The sequence below is a fragment of the Streptomyces sp. NPDC033270 genome (genome assembly GCF_055576575.1).
On the sequence record NZ_JBVIRA010000005.1, the window covers coordinates 306,546 to 326,469 of the forward strand.

General features: G+C 71.9%; 17 protein-coding genes, 1 tRNA gene and 1 riboswitch. Of the genes, 8 read left to right on the forward strand and 10 right to left on the reverse strand.

Annotated elements, in window-relative coordinates:
- Positions 1-57: 57 nt before the first annotated feature.
- Entirely contained in the window at positions 58-1,644 is a 1,587-nt protein-coding gene (locus tag ACZ5XZ_RS11340; protein ID WP_468976554.1) for a metallophosphoesterase family protein, read from the reverse strand.
- A 119-nt stretch (positions 1,645-1,763) separates the two neighbouring features.
- Here ACZ5XZ_RS11340 and ACZ5XZ_RS11345 point away from each other — a divergent pair, with 119 nt between their 5' ends.
- The 4 genes from ACZ5XZ_RS11345 to ACZ5XZ_RS11360 all read left to right on the forward strand — a co-directional run bounded on the left by ACZ5XZ_RS11345 (position 1,764) and on the right by ACZ5XZ_RS11360 (position 5,707).
- Positions 1,764-2,114, forward strand: a complete 351-nt coding sequence (locus ACZ5XZ_RS11345) for a metallopeptidase family protein (RefSeq protein WP_468976556.1) — start codon at positions 1,764-1,766, stop codon at positions 2,112-2,114.
- A gap of 243 nt (positions 2,115-2,357) precedes the next feature.
- A complete protein-coding gene (locus ACZ5XZ_RS11350; protein WP_468976559.1) occupies positions 2,358-3,002 on the forward strand; it encodes a hypothetical protein in 645 nt (214 codons plus the stop codon).
- Between the two features lie 238 nt (positions 3,003-3,240).
- Positions 3,241-5,421: a DEAD/DEAH box helicase gene (locus ACZ5XZ_RS11355; protein WP_468976561.1), complete on the forward strand. Its 2,181-nt coding sequence runs from the start codon at positions 3,241-3,243 to the stop codon at positions 5,419-5,421.
- A gap of 213 nt (positions 5,422-5,634) precedes the next feature.
- A tRNA-Lys gene (locus ACZ5XZ_RS11360) sits at positions 5,635-5,707 on the forward strand.
- A gap of 112 nt (positions 5,708-5,819) precedes the next feature.
- Here ACZ5XZ_RS11360 and ACZ5XZ_RS11365 read toward each other — a convergent pair.
- The 5 genes from ACZ5XZ_RS11365 to ACZ5XZ_RS11385 all read right to left on the reverse strand — a co-directional run bounded on the left by ACZ5XZ_RS11365 (position 5,820) and on the right by ACZ5XZ_RS11385 (position 10,619).
- On the reverse strand, positions 5,820-5,954 hold the full coding sequence (locus ACZ5XZ_RS11365; RefSeq protein WP_468976634.1) for a hypothetical protein: 135 nt from the start codon (positions 5,952-5,954) through the stop codon (positions 5,820-5,822).
- A gap of 359 nt (positions 5,955-6,313) precedes the next feature.
- Positions 6,314-7,201 (reverse strand): hypothetical protein, encoded by an 888-nt coding sequence (locus tag ACZ5XZ_RS11370; protein WP_468976564.1) that lies wholly within the window; start codon positions 7,199-7,201, stop codon positions 6,314-6,316.
- Positions 7,202-7,213: 12 nt separating this feature from the next.
- Positions 7,214-7,957 carry a peptidoglycan DD-metalloendopeptidase family protein gene (locus tag ACZ5XZ_RS11375; protein ID WP_468976566.1) on the reverse strand — a complete coding sequence of 248 codons (744 nt, stop codon included), beginning with the start codon at positions 7,955-7,957 and terminating at the stop codon, positions 7,214-7,216.
- A 2-nt stretch (positions 7,958-7,959) separates the two neighbouring features.
- The gene (locus tag ACZ5XZ_RS11380; RefSeq protein ID WP_468976569.1) at positions 7,960-9,252 is read right to left on the reverse strand and encodes a peptidoglycan-binding protein; all 1,293 of its coding nucleotides are present in this window, start codon (positions 9,250-9,252) and stop codon (positions 7,960-7,962) included.
- 380 nt (positions 9,253-9,632) lie between these two features.
- On the reverse strand, positions 9,633-10,619 hold the full coding sequence (locus tag ACZ5XZ_RS11385; RefSeq protein WP_468976571.1) for an AraC-like ligand-binding domain-containing protein: 987 nt from the start codon (positions 10,617-10,619) through the stop codon (positions 9,633-9,635).
- A 233-nt stretch (positions 10,620-10,852) separates the two neighbouring features.
- Between ACZ5XZ_RS11385 and ACZ5XZ_RS11390 the strand changes: the two genes are divergently transcribed.
- Entirely contained in the window at positions 10,853-11,995 is a 1,143-nt protein-coding gene (locus ACZ5XZ_RS11390; RefSeq protein ID WP_468976573.1) for a PP2C family protein-serine/threonine phosphatase, read from the forward strand.
- Between the two features lie 91 nt (positions 11,996-12,086).
- On the opposite strand, the gene ACZ5XZ_RS11395 is transcribed toward ACZ5XZ_RS11390, so the two are convergent.
- A complete protein-coding gene (locus tag ACZ5XZ_RS11395) occupies positions 12,087-13,247 on the reverse strand; it encodes a DUF2332 domain-containing protein (RefSeq protein WP_468976575.1) in 1,161 nt (386 codons plus the stop codon).
- Positions 13,248-13,538: 291 nt separating this feature from the next.
- A riboswitch (cyclic di-AMP (ydaO/yuaA leader) is annotated at positions 13,539-13,683 on the forward strand.
- An 11-nt stretch (positions 13,684-13,694) separates the two neighbouring features.
- Between ACZ5XZ_RS11395 and ACZ5XZ_RS11400 the strand changes: the two genes are divergently transcribed.
- On the forward strand, positions 13,695-14,846 hold the full coding sequence (locus ACZ5XZ_RS11400; protein ID WP_468976577.1) for a M23 family metallopeptidase: 1,152 nt from the start codon (positions 13,695-13,697) through the stop codon (positions 14,844-14,846).
- A gap of 289 nt (positions 14,847-15,135) precedes the next feature.
- Positions 15,136-16,095, forward strand: a complete 960-nt coding sequence (locus tag ACZ5XZ_RS11405) for an aldo/keto reductase (protein WP_468976580.1) — start codon at positions 15,136-15,138, stop codon at positions 16,093-16,095.
- Positions 16,096-16,198: 103 nt separating this feature from the next.
- Here the strand turns inward: ACZ5XZ_RS11405 and ACZ5XZ_RS11410 are convergent, their stop codons facing one another.
- On the reverse strand, positions 16,199-16,504 hold the full coding sequence (locus tag ACZ5XZ_RS11410) for a hypothetical protein (protein WP_384439470.1): 306 nt from the start codon (positions 16,502-16,504) through the stop codon (positions 16,199-16,201).
- A gap of 109 nt (positions 16,505-16,613) precedes the next feature.
- Here ACZ5XZ_RS11410 and ACZ5XZ_RS11415 point away from each other — a divergent pair, with 109 nt between their 5' ends.
- Complete coding sequence (locus ACZ5XZ_RS11415) at positions 16,614-17,567, forward strand: YDG/SRA domain-containing protein (RefSeq protein ID WP_468976583.1); 954 nt, start codon at positions 16,614-16,616, stop codon at positions 17,565-17,567.
- 21 nt (positions 17,568-17,588) lie between these two features.
- Here ACZ5XZ_RS11415 and ACZ5XZ_RS11420 read toward each other — a convergent pair whose 3' ends face one another.
- Together ACZ5XZ_RS11420 and trmB are read right to left on the reverse strand one after the other, a co-directional pair.
- Entirely contained in the window at positions 17,589-18,950 is a 1,362-nt protein-coding gene (locus tag ACZ5XZ_RS11420) for a PrsW family intramembrane metalloprotease (protein WP_468976585.1), read from the reverse strand.
- A gap of 28 nt (positions 18,951-18,978) precedes the next feature.
- Positions 18,979-19,857 (reverse strand): tRNA (guanosine(46)-N7)-methyltransferase TrmB, encoded by an 879-nt coding sequence (gene trmB, locus ACZ5XZ_RS11425; RefSeq protein ID WP_468976586.1) that lies wholly within the window; start codon positions 19,855-19,857, stop codon positions 18,979-18,981.
- Between the last annotated feature and the right edge of the window lie 67 nt (positions 19,858-19,924).

The following is a 19,924-nucleotide window of genomic DNA, read 5'->3' on the forward strand; positions in this document are numbered from 1 at the left end:
AACGGTTTACCCGGGGCCGGCGGAGGGGCTCCCGGCCGGGCGCGAAAGGGCGCCCGATCAGGGCCGGGAGGAAGGTGGGGCGACGGACGGGGAGGCGGGCCCGGAGGCAGGGCCGGACGGGTGAGGCGGGCGGCCCGTCGGCGGTGCGGCGCCGGGCTTGTTCTCGCGGGGGAGGTGGCGGCTGACCTCGGCCCGGGACAGGCCCAGCCCGCCGAGCGTGATCTCGTCCCACGCCTGCAGCAGCTTCGTCCTGCGGTCCAGATAGAGCACCGACGCCTGGACCGGCGCGGGCTTGTCGTTCTGCACCGCGCGCAGCCCGCCGCCGCCCGTCGACCCCTCCACCATCAGCCGGGTGCCCTGGGGCAGCGAGACGTTCTCGCGGTGGTGGACATGGCCGGCCAGCGCCAGCGGGACCAGGCCGTCCGCCTCGGTCGCGGCGGCGGGGTTGTGGGCCAGCGCGATGTCGACCGGCGTACCGGCCAGCCGCTCGGTGCGCAGCGCGTCGGCGAGCCGGCCGCCGGCGGTGCGCTCCGCGGGGTCGCCGGCCGCCACCACGGAGCGGTCCGGGGTGAACTGCGGGTCGCCGACGCCCGCGATGCGCACCCCGGCGACCCGGGCGACCCTGCCGTCGTCGAGGACGGTGACGTGCTTCCGGCCGGCCAGGTACTTCTGCGTGGTGCGCGAGTCGTGGTTTCCGCGCACCCAGACGTACGGCGCGCCGAGGGTGGAGACGGAGTCCAGGAAGTGGTTCTCGGCGGCCGAGCCGTGGTCCATGGTGTCGCCGGTGTCGATGATCACGTTGATCCGGTACTGCTTCACCAGGGAGGCGATGATCCGCCAGCTGGCGGGGTTCAGGTGGATGTCGGAGACGTGCAGGACCCGCAGGGTGGTGGGGTCGGGCTGGTAGGCGGGCAGCGTCGAGGTGGCGTCGTACAGCTTGGTGACGTTGGTGACCAGACGGGCCAACTCCTTTTGGTAGACGTCGAATTCGCTGACGATGTTGCGGGCGTTGCCGACCACGGACGGGGCGGAGGAGAGCAGTCCGGAGAACTTCGGCTCCAGTACGGACTGGGGGTTCCAGGTCGCGTACGCGGTGCCCGCGCTGGCGGCGAGCATGGTGAGCGCCAGACCGCCGGCGGCCAGGGCGCGGCGCGGGCGGCGGTAGACGGCCAGGCCCAGCGCGGTGGCGCCGGACACCACGGCGACGCAGGAGTGCAGCGCCAGCCCCAGGGCGCCGTGGGTCACGTCACGGGTGACCTCGGCCTGCAGGCCGGCGAACCGCTCGGGGTGGTCGACCAGCGCCTGGGAGCGGACCGGATCCAGCCGGTCGACGTCGACATCGAGCCGTACCGGTGCGTGGTGGCTGCGCAGCTCCAGGTCGCCGAGCGGCGAGACGTTGATCCTGGTGCCGCCGGTCAGTGAGGGGCGCAGCGCCATGGTGGTGTCCATCGGGCCGACGGGGACGCGGAGGGCGCCGAGGACCAGCAGCCCCAGCCAGGCGCCGAGGACGGTGACGGCGGCCAGGCCGAGTGCGGAGTACAGGGGGCGGTGCGGGGCGCCGTCGAGCCGGGTGTGCGGCGGCGGGAGCGGCGGTGCTTTCGGGGTGCCGGGGTTCGGTGTCCGGGAGCGCGCAGCGCGGGCCATTGGTCCCGTATGCCCCGGGCCGGTGGTCGTTATGCCGGGGGCGGCGGCTCCGATTCGCCGCGGCGGGCGGACGGGCCGCGGCCCTCGGTTGCCGGGCGGCGGTAGCGGAGAATGGTGGTGTGCTGGAAATGACGCGCGAGGAGTTCGAGGAACTGGTCGCCGAGGCCCTGGACCGGATTCCGCCGGAGCTGACCCGGCTGATGGACAACGTGGCGGTCTTCGTCGAGGACGAGCCGCCGGCCGCCGACCCCGAGCTGCTCGGGCTGTACGAGGGGACTCCGCTGACCGACCGCGGGGAGTGGTACGCGGGCGTGCTGCCGGACCGGATCACGATCTACCGGGGGCCGACGATACGGATGTGCGCGACGCGCGAGGACGTGGTCGCGGAGACCGAGGTGACGGTCGTTCATGAGATCGCGCACCACTTCGGGATCGACGATGCGCGGCTGCACGCGCTGGGCTACGGCTGACGGGCGGCCGCGACGTGCCGGCCGCGGCCGACGGGCGGTCGCCCGTGCCGGGCCGTAGCCGCCGAGCCGCGGCGCGCGCCGGGCCGCGGACGGGGCCGGATGCCCGGCGCGGGCGATCGGCCCGGCGGTACGCGTGTCCTCGGGCGGGGGGCGGGAGTTGGGCAAGGCGTCCTGCCGCCGTCCCCGCGCTCCGGATCCGGAGGTCCCGCCGTGCGCCCGAGCCCCTACCGCCACCCGTCTTCGATGCCGCCCCCCGCCGCAGTCCCCGACCCCGTCCCCCTCCCCGACCCCGTTCCCGCCGCCCGCCCGGCACCGCCGCCGACAGGCCGGGTGCGGGCCCGCGCCGCAGCCGCCGCCGTGGCCGTCTCCGCGCTGGCCGCGTCGCTGGCCGGTTGCATAAGCGTCAGCGACGCACCGCAGCCCAAGCCGTCCGGCGCCACCGCGCGGCCCGACGGGAAGGGCGCCAAGCCCGGCTCCGGCGGAGTGGCCGCGGACAACTCCGGCGACGGACCGCGGCGGATGGGGCGCAACGGCGAGGCGCAGCCGGCCGGCGGTGACGAGGAGGAGGCCGAGCCCTCGGCCGATGCCGAGCCCACGCCGTCCGAGCCCCCCACGCCGTCCCGCCCGGTGAAGCCGTCGGGCCCGGAGCCCGGTCCGGGACACGACCACGGCGGCCGCCCCACCGCCGACCCCTCGCCGTCCCGCTCCCAGCAGCCGTCCTCGCCGCCCGTCTCGACCCCGCCCAGTACGCCCACCGCGCCGGCGACCCCGCCGCCCAGCAGCCCCGCGCCCCCGCCGCCGAGCGCCCACGCCTCCGGACCGTCGCCCGTCGCGCCGATGACGTCCCAGGGCGAGCCGGGTGCGGAGGAGGCGGCACAGGGGGCGTAAGGGGCGTAGGGGCCCGTCAGGGAGGGGGTGGCGGGCGGTGGCCGGAAGGCCATTTGCCATCCGGGGGGCGGAGTGCGTATGGTGGTAGATCGTTTGATCCCATTTGCCCGGCGCCAGAAAAGAAGCGCGCCGCGTGGCGCGTTCTCTCCCTTGCCGTGGCTGACCGCATTGAGGCGGTCGTTGTGAAACACACGGAGTTTGGGCGCGTGCCGAGACTCCGGAAGGTTTCGCATTTCGCATGTCCATTTCCACTGAGCAGTCCGTCATGCCCGCGTTCGATGAGCACGACGAGCAGACGGCCCCCGAGGTGACCGAGTCCGACGCGTCGGCCGAGTCCGCCGACACCGCCGACACCATCACCTTCGCCGACCTCGGACTGCCCGAGGGCGTCGTCCGCAAGCTGGCGCAGAACGGCGTCACCACCCCCTTCCCGATCCAGGCCGCGACCATCCCGGACGCCCTGGCCGGCAAGGACATCCTCGGCCGCGGCCGCACCGGCTCCGGCAAGACCCTCTCCTTCGGTCTGCCGACCCTGGCCCAGCTGGCCGACGGCCACACCGAGAAGAAGAAGCCGCGCGCCGTCATCCTCACGCCGACCCGTGAGCTGGCGATGCAGGTCGCGGACGCCCTCCAGCCCTACGGCGACGTCCTCGGCCTGAAGATGAAGGTCGTCTGCGGCGGTACGTCCATGGGCAACCAGATCTACGCCCTGGAGCGCGGCGTCGACGTCCTCGTCGCCACCCCGGGCCGGCTGCGGGACATCATCAACCGCGGCGCCTGCTCCCTGGAGGCCGTCCAGGTCGCCGTCCTCGACGAGGCCGACCAGATGTCCGACCTGGGCTTCCTGCCCGAGGTCACCGAGCTGCTCGACCAGGTGCCGGCCGGCGGCCAGCGGATGCTCTTCTCCGCCACGATGGAGAACGAGATCGGCACGCTGGTCAAGCGCTACCTGACCAACCCGGTCAGCCACGAGGTCGACAGCGCCCAGGGCAACGTCACGACCATGACCCACCACGTCCTGGTCGTGAAGCCGAAGGACAAGGCGCCGGTCACCGCCGCGATCGCCGCCCGCAAGGGCCGCACCATCATCTTCGTCCGCACCCAGCTGGGCGCCGACCGCATCGCCGAGCAGCTCGTCGACGCCGGTGTGAAGGCGGACGCGCTGCACGGCGGCATGACGCAGGGCGCCCGCACCCGGGTCCTCGCGGACTTCAAGGACGGCTACGTCAACGCGCTGGTCGCCACCGACGTCGCCGCCCGCGGTATCCACGTCGACGGCATCGACCTGGTGCTGAACGTCGACCCGGCCGGCGACCACAAGGACTACCTGCACCGCTCCGGCCGTACGGCCCGCGCGGGCCAGTCCGGCACCGTGGTCTCCCTCTCCCTGCCGCACCAGCGCCGCCAGATCTTCCGCCTGATGGAGGACGCCGGTGTGGACGCCTCGCGGCACATCGTCGGCGGCTCCGGCGCCTTCGACGAGGACGTCGCCCGGATCACCGGCGCGCGTTCGCTCACCGAGGTCCAGGCCGACGGTGCCAACAACTCCGCCAAGCAGGCCGAGCGTGAGGTGGCCGAGCTCACCCGCGAGCTGGAGCGTCTGCAGCGGCGCGCCACCGAGCTGCGCGAGGAGGCCGACCGGCTGACCGCGCGGGCCGCCCGCGAGCGGGGCGAGGACCCGGCCGAGGCGCTGGCCGCCGCCGCCGAGACCGCCGAGGCCGAGGCCGCCGCGGCGGCCTCGGTGCCGGCCCAGGCCGCCGCGCCGGACGAGCGCCGTCCGGCCGCCGACCGTCGTGACGAGCGGGGCAACTTCGAGCGCCGGGACCGTCGTGACGACCGTGGTGGTCGTTCCTTCGACCGTGACCGTCGTGACGACCGCTCCGGTGGCCGTTCCTTCGACCGTGACCGTCGTGACGACCGCGGCGGCTTCAACCGCGACCGTCGTGACGACCGCTCCGGTGGCCGTTCCTTCGACCGTGACCGTCGTGACGACCGCGGTGGCTTCAACCGTGACCGCCGTGACGACCGCTCCGGTGGCCGTTCCTTCGACCGTGACCGTCGTGACGACCGCGGTGGCTTCAACCGCGACCGTCGTGACGACCGCTCCGGTGGCCGTTCCTTCGACCGCGACCGTCGCGACGACCGCGGCGGCTTCAACCGCGACCGCGGCGAGCGCCCCAGCCGTCCGTTCAACCGCGACGACCGCTCCGCCGGCCGCCCGGCCTCCGGTGGCTACCGCTCCGGTGGCGGCGACCGTCCGTTCAACCGTGACGACCGCTCCGGCGGCCGTCCGGCCTCCGGTGGCTACCGCTCCGGTGGCGGCGACCGTCCGTACGGCCGTCGCGACGACCACCGCGGCGCCACGACCGGTTCCGTCGGCCGCCGCGAGGACAAGCCGCGCTGGAAGCGCAACGGCTGATCTCCCGCGCTGAGCGGTGGGGCGGCGTCCCGCGCCGACCCACCGCGCCGCACCAGGGCCCGTACGCACGCAAGTGCCGTACGGGCCCTGCGTGTTGTGCGGGTCGGACGCCCGGACATCCCGCCTGGTGACGGGCCCGCGGCAGCTTCATGACCGGTCCGATCCCCCATGCCTTCGGGCTGTGGCCGATCCTCGGGCTATGCTGCTCGGTGCGGGCCATTAGCTCAATTGGCAGAGCAGTGGACTTTTAATCCATTGGTTCAGGGTTCGAGCCCCTGATGGCCCACCGCATCCGTTCCTCAGCAGGCTCTCTGACCTGCGGCTCAGCGCCTCGACCGGTGATCACCGGCCGAGGCGTGTCGCTTTTCCGGCCGCATGCGGGTGGGGCGAAGACTTGGTCAGAGGCGGCGTACCCGCCCGGCGATCAGATGTCCGGCGAGCAGACAGATCGCGGCGGGCAGCGCGTAGTTGAGGACGACGCGCAGCCCTTCGGTGTCCATGGTGAAGACGTCCCGCGCCCACCAGGCGCTCATGGGAGTCGCAATCCGGCGCACGCTGCGCCTCGACGGCAGGGAAGTGCGACCACGGCCAGGGTGGCCACCCCCCACAGGAGTCACCCTGGCCGTGATCGCGTTCGGGGCGACAGGCGCACCGTATGCAGTTCTGCGCCGCGGGCGGCTGCCGCGTTACCCGGCCGATCGGTACGTCCCGTGTGTGCGGACAAATGCCGCCCACGCCCGCCGCCGGCCCTCGCGTCCGCCCCACGCGCGTCCGCCCACGCCGTTTCCGCGGTGCCCCTCCGCACGGCGTCCCACAAGACGCCCCCGCGAAACGCCCCCACGAACCGCCCCTGGCTCTACGGGAGAGCCAGGGGCGGTTCCTCGGGTGGTCTTCAGCACTGCTTGCCTTGCGGGCACACCGGCGTCGTCATCGCCTGGAAGACGTCGGCGTCGGGCGGGCCGGGCCAGGCGACGTCGGGCTTGTTGCCGCCGTCCTGGTGGTAGGGCGTCACCCACAGGCCGAGTTCGAGCACGTTGTCGCCCACCACCGCGAGGTACTCGTGCAGCGTCGTGGGCCGGGGCGTGTCCTTGTCGAGGACGATGGTCGCGGCCACATGCCGGGAGTCCTGCGTGGTGTACGTCACCGAGGTGTGCGCGGACGCGCACGCCCGGAGTTCGCCGACCAGGCCCTTGAACATGGTGGACGCCTTGCGTTCCCCGTCCTTCATGTGCGCGGCGATGGTCTCCTGGGCCAGCCAGTTCTGGTCCCCGTCGTTCTTGCCCGGACGGGCCTTCTCGATCCATGCGGCGCGCGCCAGGGAATCCGTCTCGGGGGTGCGCCGCGACCCGCAGTGCTCCTCGAAAAGGAGCTTCTCGCCGTCGGCGAGGCGGGCCGAGGTGTCCAGCATCGGCCAGTGGTACGACGCGTTCATCGGGATGGAGCCGGACTCCATCCACTGGTGGAGGCGGTCGTCCGGGTCGTCCGGGTCACGGCCGGCGGCCGGCGAGGAGGACGCACCCGGAGGGGCGGTGGGCCCGGTCCCGGCCGTCTTTCCGGCGGCTGGGACCGACGGCGCACCTGAAGCCGAGGGACCTGAGGCGGACGGGTTCGTGACGGACGGGCTCGTGGCGGACGACGGCTGGGTGCCGTCGGCGCGTGGGCCGTCGTCGGTGGGACCACAGGCCGTCAGCGAACCGACGGAGAGGACCAGGACCAGGGGGACCAGGGGCGCGGCGAGCAGCCCGCCGGTGCGGGACGAGGCGGTGGTGGTTTTGGGCATGCTTCTCCCCGCTCACCAGGCCGGCTTGCGATCGTGGCCGTAGCGGAACGGCCCTGCGGGGTGGTCCTCGAAGTGCAGGTGCGGGCCGGTGACGTTGCCGGTGGACCCGACCCTGCCGAGCCGCTGGCCCGCCTTGACCCTCTGGCCGGGGTGCACGTCTCGCCAGGACAGGTGGCAGTAGACGTAGACGCGGCCGTTGTCCGCCTGCAGGCCGATCCAGTTGCCGTAGGCGCCGCCCCGGCCGTCCGACCACTTGACGGTGCCGTCCCGGACGGCGACGACCGGTGTTCTCTCCGGTGCCGCGTAGTCGTCCCCGGTGTGATACCCCGCCTGGTACCGGGAGTTCGGCACGCCGTACGCGTAGTTGATGCCGTGCCCCGGCACCGGTGTGCCGACCCGGCCGCCCGACGAACCTCCGCCGCCCTCCCGTACCTTGAAGCCGTACTCGGCTCCGAGCTTCTTCAGGGACGTCTTCCCGGGAACGCCGTCAGCCGCGCTGCCGGTGAATCCGAGGTGGCGCTGCCACTCGGCGTAGGCCTCCTTGGTGCGCGGGCCGAAGGTTCCCGGGGCGGACGAGTAGTCGAGGCCCACGGCCTTCGCCAGTGCCTCCTGCACCGTCAGGACGCTGCCGTTCCTCGCGCCGGGGTGGACGTCGGACAGGGACACCACTTCTGCTCGCCGCACGCTCGGCTCTCCCGTGAACAACTCGGCCACACTGCCGGCCACACTGTCGAATATCTCTCCGATGCCGGACATGCTCAGTAGCCCTTCGGCGGCCGGCTCGGGTCGAACTGCTGGACCCGTCCGGCGAGGTTGGAGCCGTCGCGGTACACGCCGTACCTGACCATCACGTAGTTCATGGCCGCACAGATGTTGGCCACCCCGTCGTAGACGTTGTGCGAGGTTCCGGGCTGGTGGTTCTCGGCGAAGGTCTCCGGCATGACCTGCAGCAGCCCGCGCGTGCAGCTCTGGGGATGCCCGTCGCTCTGCTCGGGCCCGTGGGCGTTCGCGTCGTAGGTGTTCACCGCGTTGAACCGGTAGGTCGATTCCCGCTTGGCCGCGGTCATGATGCCCTCCACCCAGTGGGTCTCCGGGACCTTGAGGATGTGGCAGGCCTCCTTCGCCGCCCTCGACGCGCTCCCGTCCGGCACGTGCTTGTACTCCACCGAGTCCAGCGGGATGGCGATGCGCCCGGTGCCCGGCTTGCCGTCGTCGTCCCGCTTGCGGTCGAAGAAGTCCAGCCCGTACACCCGGAACTTGTGCCGCTTGCCGAGCTCGACGAGCGAGTGGCGGCCGAAGACGCCGTCCGCGTCCGCGCCGGTGAAGCCGAGCTCGCGCTGGAACGCGGCCACCGCGGCCTTGGTCCGGGGGCCGAACGTCCCCGGCGCCGAGCTGTAGTCGAGCCCGACCTCCGCCTTCAGCGCGGCCTGCACGATCCGTATGGAGACGTTCCGCGCCCCGTAGACGACCTCGGAAGCCTTCACCTTGTGGTCCTCGTGGGGGAGCCGGTGCCCCTTCCAGCGCCACTCCTTGCGCGCCGCACCGCCCCGGTGGTCGTGCGGATCAGCGGTCGGCGGGCACTCGTCGCCGGGGAACTTGGGCGCGAAGTAGCCGACGATGCTCGCGCTCTTGCGCTCGGTCTTGTGCGCGTACACGCCCTTGCCCTGGTCGGCGTCCGTGGCGCCCGCCTCCACGGTGTTGCCGCCCTTGGTGTACACGTACGTCTCGTCGAATCCGATCACCAGCTCCGTGTGGCCGCCGTTGTGGAGGTTGACCCACGCCCCGACCGACGGGTACTCGGACCACTGGTCACGCTGCTTGGCCCACTCGGTGAACCCGTTGACGTTGGCGATGTGCGGCACGAACTCTTCCAGGCCCACATCGGCGTACATGTCCCAGTCGAACATGACGCACCACGGCTCACCGTCCATGCCGTACTGCTTCCCGAACCGCGTCCGGTTGTTGTACTCGCCGTCCACGTTCGTCTCGTAGACGCCCTCCTTGATGCTCTGGACGTGATCGACCAGCTTTCGCCACTTCGGCGTCGTCATTACCGTTCCACCATCTGAAATAGTCGGCTTTCGCGGGTGTGTGTTTCCGCCCCTTTTGGAGTGGAAGGCCGCGACTTGACATATGGGGGAAAGGGGCGCAGCGGCGACCCCGGCGAGCGAATTCCCTTGACGTCATCGGCAAGTTCGCCGCCGGCCGCGGACGGGGTCGCCTTCGTCTCCTCCGTTGACGAAGACGGCCGGCTTTCCGCGGGCCCGGCGCCGTCCGGGACTCCAAGTCCCGGTGCACCGCCGGACATTGTCGACGTGCGCACTCAAATCCCCCTGTAGCGCCGGTTCGACGCAGCTTTTCGTCGAACCGGTGCGAGTCAAGCGTCCGGGAATCCGGCGGGATTGTCGTTAGCGCCTGGTGCACACGTTCCTTAACCAGGAGTCGACTTACCGGCGATCAGTGCATGGCGCCGGTAGTCCTTCGGCGGAGTGCCGTACGCATTGCGGAAGGCGCGGCTGAAGTCGGCCGCACAGGAGAAGCCCCGGCGGGTGGCGATGGCGTGGACGGGGGTGGCGTGCAGCGCCGGGTCGGTGAGGTCGCGGCAGGCGGCCTCCAGTCGTCTGCGGCGGATCCAGGCGGCGACGGTGGCCTCTTCGTGCTGGAAGAGGCGGTGCAGGTAGCTGAGGGAGATGTGGTGGGCGGCGGCGATCACGGCCGGGGAGAGGCCGGGGTCGTGCAGGTGCTCCTGGATGAAGCGCTTGATGCGCAGCATGAGGGTCCGCCGGCGGGTGTCCGGTGGGAGGGCGCTGTCGGTTTCGAGGGTGTGGGCGAGGAGCGCGGTGACCAGGTCGGTCAGGACCGTGCCCAGCCGGGGGCCGTCGGAGGGCTGGTAGGGGGTGGTGTCCGCGCTCAGCCGGAGGAGGAACTGCGCCAGCAGCGCGCCGATCCCCGACCGGGTCGTGATGCGCCGTGGGACCGGGCGACGGGCCCCGCCGCGCGGCAGGGGCAGCAGCGCCTTGGGGATCTCCGCCCCCACCGTGGTGACCGGGGTCTTGCCGCCGCGGATCTCCCACGGCAGCGAGGAATCGTTGACGATCAGGTCGGACGGCCGGTACGCGACCTCGTGGTCGTCCCACCTGCCCGTCCCCGTCCCGGCCACGACGAAGGAGAGGTGGTAGAGCTCCGGGTCGGACTGCCGGATCAGTCGCGGGGTGCGCCGCATCACCACCTGCGGGATCGTGGCCGGCCACACGGACACGGCGCCGAGGTCCAGCACGCGCTGGGTGGCCCGGAAATCGTGGGCGTGGTCGCTGCTCAGATGGATCGGAGCATGGGTTTGCTCCAGACGCTCCGCCCAGTAGGACAACCGGTCCGCCGCCGGCACGTCCGCACTGCGGAAAACTGTCTCGTTCAGCATGTTTCCCCCTCTAAGCTGCACGCCCAAGGGGATGATCACGGACCCGGATAAGCGTCTGATGAACGTATCCACCGGGGCCCGGCTGAACGTCTCCACCGGGGCCCGGCCCGTGACCCGTCCGGCCCCCGACGACTCGCCGCGTGCCCCCGTACCGGCAACCCTGGGGGAGTCGAGGCGGCCGACACGACGCTGCTCGTACGGAAGACGGGCGGGAGCGGAAGAGGCCGGTGCGGATGCGGCAGGTCGACGGGCCCCCTACGGGCGACGGGGAGCGGCGGGCGCGCCGTGAGCGGATGCCCCCGCCGGTGCGGCGCCTGGCGCGCTGGCTCCCCGCCCTGCTGATCGCCGCCGGCCTCGCCTTCGACCTGGGGACACCGCCCAGCTACACCGCGTCCCCCTTCTTCTCCGCCGCGCCGCTGGTCGCGGCGCCGCTTCTGTCGCTGGCCCACACCGCCGTCACGGCCGTGGCCGCCATGGCCGGCGAGGTCTGGGGGGTGACGTACCGCAGCGCCGCCCCGACCTACCACGAGTCGGTGACGGAGATCGCCACGGTCTTCGTCGTCGCCCTGCTGGCGCTGGTCATCAACCGGGTCGTACGGACCAGCGATGCCCATCTGGCGTCCGTACGGGACGTCTCGGAGGCCGCCCAGCGCGCCGTACTGCCGCTGCCGCCCGAGCGGCTGGCCGGGCTCGCGATCGCCGCCCGCTATGTGGGCGCGCGGGCGGACTCCGGGATCGGCGGCGACCTCTACGCGGTGCAGGACACCCCGCACGGCGTGCGGCTGATCGTCGGCGATGTGCGCGGCAAGGGCCTGGAGGCGGTGGAGGCCGCGGTGGTCGTCATCGGCGCCTTCCGGGAGGCGGCGGAGCAGGAGGCCACCTTGGAGGCGGTGGCCGGCCGGCTGGAGCGGGCGCTGCAGCGGGAGGGCAGGCGGCGCGGAGGGCTGGACCGGTTCGAGGGGTTCACCACTGCCGTGCTGGCCGAGATCCCCGCCAACGGGCGGCACGTACTGCGGGTCCTCAACCGCGGCCACCCGGCTCCCCTGATGCTCACCCTGGACGGCGGGCTGCGCGAGCTGGCCCCCGCGGCGCCGGCGCTGCCCCTGGGGATGAGCGAGGTGGCGAGCTGGCCCGACCGGTCGGACGAGACGTTTCTGCCGGCCGGCTCGCTGCTGCTGTTCTTCACCGACGGCATGACCGAGGCCCGCGACTTCCGCGGCCGTTTCTACAACCCCTCGAACCGGCTGCGCGGCCGCCGCTTCCCCGGTCCGGACGCCCTCCTGGACACCCTCGTCGAGGATGTGGCACTGCATACGCGCGGGGCGTCGGCGGACGACATGGCCCTGCTGGCGGTGCAGCGGCCCATGGGGGAGTAGGGCGGGACGAGGAGTGCCGGGCCGCCGATCAGGGCGGGGCAGGAGGAGGAGCGGGCTCGGTGAGCCCCTACGCGCCGCTTCTGCTCACGTCTTACGTCCCCGTTGCGGGTTCCGCGCCCGGCAGTCGGTGCAGGCTCTCGCCGTGCGGGCCGGTGAGCGCGACCGGGCGTCCGTCCAGGGCGAGGGTCAGCCGGCCGTCCTCCGGGCGCCCGGAGTGGTGCTCCGGCGCGGTGATCCACGGCAGGACCAAGTGGTGCTCGTTGGAGATCCAGTGCCCACCACCGGGCCGCCCGTCGAGCAGCGACCGTACGAGGCGCGCGAACTCCTCGCGGCGGGCGGGCGGAAGGTAGCTCAGCACCGCGCTGTGGAAGACGACCAGCGTCGCCTCGGGCGGCGCCGCGGCGGCCAGCGCGGGCAGCTCGTCGATCAGGTCGCCGCGTACGATCCGCGGTCGCGGCGCCGCCCGTACGGCCTCGACGGCGGCGGAGAGCCGCGCCGCACGCTCCCCCTCGCCCGGCCAGACGAGCGACTGGAGCCAGCGCAGATCGTCCGGTGCGCCGACGGGGTCGAGCGGGTTCAGATCGATTCCGGCCCGCCAGACGATCTCCGGCAGCCGGCCGGGCAGTTCCCCGGGCGCCCAGTCCGTACGGCAGTCGAACACCACCGGGCCGTCCGGCGGCCCCACCTCGACGGTTCGCGGGCCGCCCGCCGGCCGCCCTTCGTACCCGGTGGCGGACTCGTCCTGGTACCGGTACCGGTAGCTGTCGGGATGCAGACACAGCCCTGCCGACGCGCCGACCTCCAGCAGCGCCAGCGGCTGCGGCAGACGGGCGAGCAGCGGCAGCAGCGTGGCGCAGCGGGCCGGCTCGTTGGTCTGGGTGGCGCGCTGCATGATCACCGCGCGGACCTCGTCCCAGTGCCGGACCGTCCACTCGCGCCAGCGACCGTACGCGGCCTCGCCGCGCGGGCCCTGCTCCGCGTGCGGGCCGTCGAGGTGCCGGACGGCGGCGAGCAGGAGGTTCGGCTGCTGCTTGTTGCCGGCCGGCAGCGATCCCGACAGCAGATCGCAGAACTCCGGGTCCTGGCTGATCCGCGCGGTCAGTTCCGCGTGGGCGTCGGACCGTCCCCGCGCCTCCTGCCACGAGAACTCCCGGTAGCGCTCCGCCACATCCACCGCCGCGCTCCGGCCGATACCGCCCTTGACGTTTCCGGAGCTCACGGTGCTCCCCGCGCTCTCGACGTTGACGACCATGATCCGACGTTACGCCCTCACGTTCCGTAACTGGGGGGCGCCCCTCCGCATAACGACTGACGCACAATCAGCGCGAGATCGTTTAGCGGCGCATGGTCAACTCGCCCGCTTTGTGGGCATGGTGACCGAAAAAGTCCAGGCCAAACCTCATGCGGAACGGATAAGGATTCCCAGGAAGGCTTGGAAAACAGTCACGACCTCTATTACTGTCCGATAACGCAGCGCGGTCGTCCCAGCCGTCGCAAGAGGCGGCACCGCGCGCCGACGCCGAATCCCGCACGCGCTTTTCACGCATCTCCAGCACTTCGAACTGCACCAAGGGAACCGGGGAACCACCACCTTGGGGTGAATCGGGCGCCTCCGCCAGAGTGGCCCGTAGGAGACCTTCCTGCTCCGAACCCGTCAGCTAACCCGGTAGGCGAGAAGGAAGGAAAGGAGTGCGCCCCCGTGGCGTCCAACAGGCCTGCCCCCGAGGCTTCGCCCGCATACCGACTCGACGACCGAGGTGCCTTCGAAGGATCGGGTGATCCGGAGGGCACGGCGGGCATCGACGGCGACGGCCCGTGGGAGGAATGGAATCCCACCGAGGAGTCGCTCCGACCGGTCCGCGGCAAGCACCGGGTGGCCAAGCAGCGCGGCGGCGGACTCGCCCGTAGTGGCACGGTCCTGGGTGTCGGCGTCATCGCGGCGGTCGGCGCGGGTGGCATGGCCACCGCCGAGAACCGTCCGCCGGTCCCGATCTCCATGCCCGACATCGGCGGCATGGCCCACGACATCTCCGACAGCCTTCCGGATGCTGAGTCCCTCCCGGGGCTCGGCGGCCTCATATCCGACTCCGGCGCCGATTCCGCCGCAACGGCCTCCGGAAGCGACTCCGCCGACCCGGTCGCCGCCGGCCCGCTCTCCCAGGCCACCCAGACCGGCACGTCCGGTACGGGCACCAACGCCGGCGAGGCGCTGCGCAGCCGCATCCTCCAGCAGGCCGACGCGCAGCAGGGCGCCGCCGAGGAGGAGGCCCGCGAAGCGGCCGAGGGCGCCGCCATCAAGCAGGCGGCGACGGAAGCGTCCGCGGCCCAGAAGACGGCCCAAAACGCGGCGGACAAGGCCGCGGCGGCCAAGAAGGCGGCAGAGTTGGAGGCCAAGCGCAAGGCCGAGGAGGCGGCGCGCCGGAAGGCGGAGGCCGAGCGCCTGGCCCAACTGGCGAAGAGCTTCATCGCCCCCGTCTCCTCCTACACCCTCACCGCCAGCTTCGGCCAGGCCGGCGACCGCTGGGCCGCCGACCACACGGGCCAGGACTTCGCCGCACCGACCGGTACGCCCATCAAGGCGGTGCACTCCGGCACCATCACCCAGGCCGGCTGGGCCGGTTCGTACGGCTACCGCATCGTCCTCACCCTCGACGACGGCACCGAGCTGTGGTTCTGCCATCTGTCCTCGATGGTGAAGACCTCGGGCAAGATCAGCACCGGCGAGGTGATCGGCCGCGTCGGCGCCACCGGCAACGTCACCGGCCCCCACCTCCACCTGGAGGTACGCCCCGGCGCCGGCGACCCGATAGACCCGATGCCGTGGCTGCGCGACCACGGTGTGAACGTCTGAGGCCCCGGCCCGCCCGGAGACGCGCCTGAGGGCCTGCCGGGAGGCGGCCTGAGTGTGTCACGGGAGGCTATTTCCGAGTGCTGGCCCCGGGGGCATCCCACATCCCTGGGGCCTTCCTCGTCGGGCGCCCCTCATTGGCGCCCCCAAAGTCCTTCCCCCCAAGCCCTTCCCCCCAAAGTCCTTCCCCTCAAAAAAGTCCTTCTCCCCAAAGGGCTTTGCCCGCATTGATTGACCTCCCCTTGACTTCTCCCGGGGAATAACTCCCCTCCCCGCCACGCTGCAACCACGCATGACCTCGACACACTCCACCCCCCAAAACCGCCGGAACCTCGGCTCGCTCGCCGTTTCCCCGCTCGCCCTCGGGGGCAACGTCTTCGGCTGGACGGCCGACGAAGCCGAGTCGTTCGCCGTGCTCGACGCGTATGCGGCAGGCGGTGGCAACTTCATCGACACCGCCGATGCCTATTCGGCCTGGGTGCCCGGCAACAAGGGCGGCGAATCCGAGACCGTCATCGGCAACTGGCTGGTCTCCCGCGGCAATCGCTCCGAGATCGTCGTCGCCACCAAGGTCGGCGCCCACCCCGACTACAAGGGCCTGAGCCCGGCCACCATCAAGTCCGCGGTCGATCAGTCCCTCACCCGTCTGCGCACCGACTACATCGACCTCTACTACACCCACTACGACGACGAATCGGTCGAGGTCTCGGAGATCATCGGCACCCTCGACGAGCTCGTCCAGGCCGGCAAGGTCCGTGAGATCGCCGCCTCCAACATCTCCGCGCCGCGTCTGGCGGAGTCCCTGGCCTTCTCCGCCCGCGAGGGTGTGGCCCGTTACGTCGCCCTCCAGCCGCACTACAACCTGGTCTCCCGCGACACCTACGAGGGCGAACTCGCCGACGTGGCGGCCCGCGAGGGCGTGGCCGCCATCCCGTACTGGGCCCTCGCCTCCGGCTTCCTCACCGGCAAGTACCGCCCGGGCACCGATGTCGACAGCGCCCGCTCCGCAAAGGCCGGCCAGCACCTTGCCACCGACCGCGGGCTGCGCGTCCTGGAGGCCCTCGACACGGTCGCCGCCGCGCACGAGGCCGAGGTCGCCACCGTCGCCCTCGCCTGGCTGGCCGCCCAGCCCACCGTCGCGGCGCCCCTCGCCAGCGCCCGCACGGTCAGTCAGCTGGCGCCCCTCCTGGCCGTCGCCGACCTGACCCTCACGGAGCCCGAACTCACCCTCCTGACCGAGGCTTCGGCCTGATCCACCCACGGCGTGGACGGGGGGGGGGGGGGGGGGGGGGGGGGGGCCCACCCCCCCCCCCCCCCCCCCCCCCCCCCGTACCCGGCCTCGCCGGTCGCCGGCCTCACTTCCCCCGACGGTCAACCACCGCCCACGACGCCAGCGCGACCCCGCCCGCGACCGCGAACACCGAAGGCCAGGCCCCGATCTTCTTCGCCAGCGGATGGGACCCCACAAAGGCCGCCACATACGCCCCACTCAACGCCGCCGCGGTCTTGGCCCCGGCCTTCTCCTGCCACCCCTTGGCCGCCACGGCCCCCGCCGCCGCGAGCGCCACCCCACCCAGGGGCCGCTTCTTGGTCCAACGGGCCACGCCGTAGCCGCCCAGCAGCCCACTCGCCGCAACCACACTCGTCGGTACGCCGGCCATCACAATCCTCCCGATCAGAGTCAACTTCCCCGAGCCTACGCGCGGGCGTTCATGTGGGGCTGCGGCGATCGGGGTGACGTGGCGATCAAGAGGTTGGCAGTATTCCTCCATGACGAAGGCGAAATCGCGAAACCCCGTCAAGTTTGGCGCCCCAGCGGGGGTCTATGAAGGTCAGCACTTCGAGGGGCATGCGGAGTTGCACGCTCAGGGAGTGCATCGCCAGCTCGGAAGAGGAATCTCCGGTACCGCGACAGAAGGCGTCGACTCCATCGTTCTCTCTGGTGGCTACGTCGACGATGAATATGGCGAAACCGAGATCGTCTACACGGGCGAGGGCGGGCGCGATAGGTCTACCCAGTGCATGGTCGCCGATCAGACCATGGACGCGAAGGGCAACGCCGGCCTGTTGCTCAACCAAGCCCTCGGCAATCCGGTACGTGTGATCCGGGGCTTGAACATCAAGCGACAGAAGGCCACCGGTGGCTATGTGTACTGCGGTCTCTTCCGGGTGGCTGAGAGCTGGACCACCATAGGCAAGGACGGCTTCCGGATCTGCCAGTTTCGACTCCTCAAGATCGAAGAGGGCGAAACGGTGGATCCGCAACCCGTGTCGCCAGACGGCGACCGGAAAACCGACCTGGAAGAACAATTCCGCCGGACCGTCGCCTATGAGCGCCTTATACGCGACTCGAAGGTGGTGCGAAAAGTCAAGGACATGTACGACGACACCTGCCAGGTGTGCGGTCTTCGGCTGGTGGTCTCGCCCGATGGCAAAGCGATCAGCCAGGCGGCTCATATCCAGGCTGTGGGAAAGCCGCACTACGGACCGGACACGGTGGGAAATGTGCTGTGTCTTTGCCCGAACTGCCATGCACTCTTCGACCGCGGTGCCCTGCAGCTCACCGACGGATTGGAGGTGATCAACGGGCTGACGCAGAAGTTCATTCGTGCGCTGACCCGGGTCAAAGAGCACCAGATACAGGTGGAGTACATCCGCCAGCACCGAAGCCGATGGGCCGACCGGGCAGCCGTGCCCGCGCCTGAGGGTGGCGGCGCGTCGTAACGGGGCTCGGCCGGGTGACGGTCATCGCTCGGCGTCCCGCAGTGCGCCCGCCCCGCCGTCCCCGTCCCTCTGTCCCAATGCGCACGTCAAGGCCGGACGCCCCCACGGCTGGTAGTGCCGCAGGTGTTCCAGGAGATGTCGCTCGCGGGTGGTGAAGTCGGGGGTGGGGCCGGTGAGGTGGGCGCGGCGGCGGTGGAAGGAGAGGGCGGTGGCGAGAGCGGTGTACTCGGTGACGGCGCGGGCGGCGGCGGGGCCCTGGGCGTGGTGGGCCAGGTCGCGAGCGAGGGCGCGGGTCGTGAGGGAGGAGAGGGCGGTGGGTTCGGTGGGGGCGAGCCAGCCGGCGGTGATGTACGGGGCGAGGTAGCCGCGCAGGGAGAGCAGCTCCTGGCCGCGGGTCCAGACGGCCAGCCAGGTCAGGGCGAGGAGGACGGGGACCATGAAGAGCCCGTAGACGACCAGGAATCCGAGGTCGCCCAGCGTGGACGCGGCGTTCCAGATGGCGTGCAGGAGGACGGCGGTCAGCAGCCCCAGCACGGCGAGGGCGATACGGGCGGGGCGGCGGCGGGGGTAGCGGGTGGCGGCTATGCCGAGGGCCAGGCCCGTGAGGATGGTGAAGAGCGGGTGCGCGAAGGGGGAGACGACGATGCGGACGAAGAACGTGCCGGCGGTGAGCGAGTCCAGGCCGGAGTGGCCCATGGACTGGTCCTGGCCGAAGGCGTTGCCCAGATAGAGGACGTTCTCGGTGAAGGCGAAGCCGGTGGCGGTGATGCCGGCGATGACGATGCCGTCGGTGATGCCGTCGAAGTCGTGCCGGCGGAAGCGGTAGAGCAGCAGGACGGCGGCGGCCTTGACCAGCTCCTCGACGACCGGGGCGATCACCGTCGCGCCCCAGGCCTCGGCCTCGGTGGGGGACGTGGAGGCGATATTGGCGGCCAGCCAGTCGGTGGCGAAGCCGTTGGCCAGCAGCGCGACCAACGTGGCGGCGCAGGCGCCCCAGGTGAAGGCGAACGCGAGGTTGCGCCAGGGCTCGGGCTCGATGCGGTCGAGCCAGCAGAACGCCGCGATCAGGAGCGGTACGGGGAAGACGGCCAGGCCGAGGCCGACGAGGAAGCCCTCGGTGCCGGTCTCCTGGCGGACCATGCCGATGATGATCACGCCGGAGAGCGCCAGCAGGGAGATCAGCGCGACGGCGCGGATGGTCCTGCTGTGCCAGGGCGGTGTACGGCGGCGCGGGCGGAGGGACCCGTGCGCGGCGGCCGGGCCGGAGGTGTCGGACCCGTGGGCGTGGGGCCCCGGGGTGTGCGGTGCGTACGGCGTATGGGGTGTGTACGGGGGAGGGGCCGGCGGGCGGTGCGGGTGCGGGGACGGCTGGGACGAGTACACCCGTCGACCCTAACCAGGGACGTGCGCCTTACTCGCCGAGCCGGCGGAAGAGCAGGTCATGGACGACGTGCCCCTTGTCCAGCCCCTGGCCCTCGAACTTGGTCAGGGGCCGGAAGTCCGGCCGCGGCGCATAGCCGGAGTAGAGGTTCTCCAGCGTCGGCTCCGCGGAGAGGACCTCCAGCATCTGCTCGGCGTACGGCTCCCAGTCGGTCGCGCAGTGGACCAGGGCGCCGGGCCTGAGCCGGGTGGTCGCCAGCGCGATGAACTCCGGCTGGATGAGGCGGCGCTTGTGGTGGCGCTTCTTGGGCCACGGGTCGGGGAAGAAGACGCGCAGACCGGCGAGGGAGCCGGGAGCGAGCATCTCGCGCAGCAGGATGATCGCGTCGCCGTTGGCCACCCGGACGTTGGACAGGCCGTTCCGCTCCGCGAGACCGAGCAGATTGCCCTGCCCCGGGGTGTGCACATCGCAGCCGAGGATGCCGGTGGCCGGGTCGGCGGCGGCCATCTGCGCCGTGGCCTCGCCCATTCCGAAGCCGATCTCCAGGACGACCGGCAGTCCGCCGAAGAACTCGTCGAGATCGATACGGGAGAGCCCGTCGATGTCCCTTCCCCACTGGGGCCACAGGCGGCGCAGCGCATCGGCCTGGCTGGGCGAGACACGGCTGCGGCGGGGCTGGAAGGAACGGATCCGCCGCTCGTGATGCGACCCCGCGGGGTCGGCCGCGGGACCGGTCCCGTCGGGGAACATCGGCGCACCGCGCCGGGGGCTGGCGGCGGAGACGGCCGTGGCGCCGAGGCTGCGGGCTTCGTGAGCGGCGGATGCCTGCGCGGGGGCCTGGGGAGCGCCTGCTTCGGCGGCACCGGCTTCCAGCGGGGTGGCTTCAGGGGTGACGGGGTTCTCGGACACAGTGTGTCGATTCTACGGATGGTGGCGCGGCGGACGGGAATCGCCGACGGGAGGGGCGCCGGTCACC

Coding starts and splice junctions, on each gene's coding strand:
- ACZ5XZ_RS11380 (WP_468976569.1), bottom strand. CDS start 9,252: ATGACGACGCCGAAGTGGCGAAAGCTGGTCGATCACGTCCAGAGCATC.
- ACZ5XZ_RS11365 (WP_468976634.1), bottom strand. CDS start 5,954: ATGAGCGCCTGGTGGGCGCGGGACGTCTTCACCATGGACACCGAAGGG.
- ACZ5XZ_RS11415 (WP_468976583.1), top strand. CDS start 16,614: ATGACGAAGGCGAAATCGCGAAACCCCGTCAAGTTTGGCGCCCCAGCG.
- ACZ5XZ_RS11350 (WP_468976559.1), top strand. CDS start 2,358: ATGCCGCCCCCCGCCGCAGTCCCCGACCCCGTCCCCCTCCCCGACCCC.
- ACZ5XZ_RS11410 (WP_384439470.1), bottom strand. CDS start 16,504: ATGGCCGGCGTACCGACGAGTGTGGTTGCGGCGAGTGGGCTGCTGGGC.
- ACZ5XZ_RS11385 (WP_468976571.1), bottom strand. CDS start 10,619: ATGCTGAACGAGACAGTTTTCCGCAGTGCGGACGTGCCGGCGGCGGAC.
- ACZ5XZ_RS11405 (WP_468976580.1), top strand. CDS start 15,136: ATGACCTCGACACACTCCACCCCCCAAAACCGCCGGAACCTCGGCTCG.
- ACZ5XZ_RS11395 (WP_468976575.1), bottom strand. CDS start 13,247: ATGGTCGTCAACGTCGAGAGCGCGGGGAGCACCGTGAGCTCCGGAAAC.
- ACZ5XZ_RS11375 (WP_468976566.1), bottom strand. CDS start 7,957: ATGTCCGGCATCGGAGAGATATTCGACAGTGTGGCCGGCAGTGTGGCC.
- ACZ5XZ_RS11370 (WP_468976564.1), bottom strand. CDS start 7,201: ATGCCCAAAACCACCACCGCCTCGTCCCGCACCGGCGGGCTGCTCGCC.
- ACZ5XZ_RS11340 (WP_468976554.1), bottom strand. CDS start 1,644: ATGGCCCGCGCTGCGCGCTCCCGGACACCGAACCCCGGCACCCCGAAA.
- ACZ5XZ_RS11355 (WP_468976561.1), top strand. CDS start 3,241: ATGTCCATTTCCACTGAGCAGTCCGTCATGCCCGCGTTCGATGAGCAC.
- ACZ5XZ_RS11390 (WP_468976573.1), top strand. CDS start 10,853: ATGCGGCAGGTCGACGGGCCCCCTACGGGCGACGGGGAGCGGCGGGCG.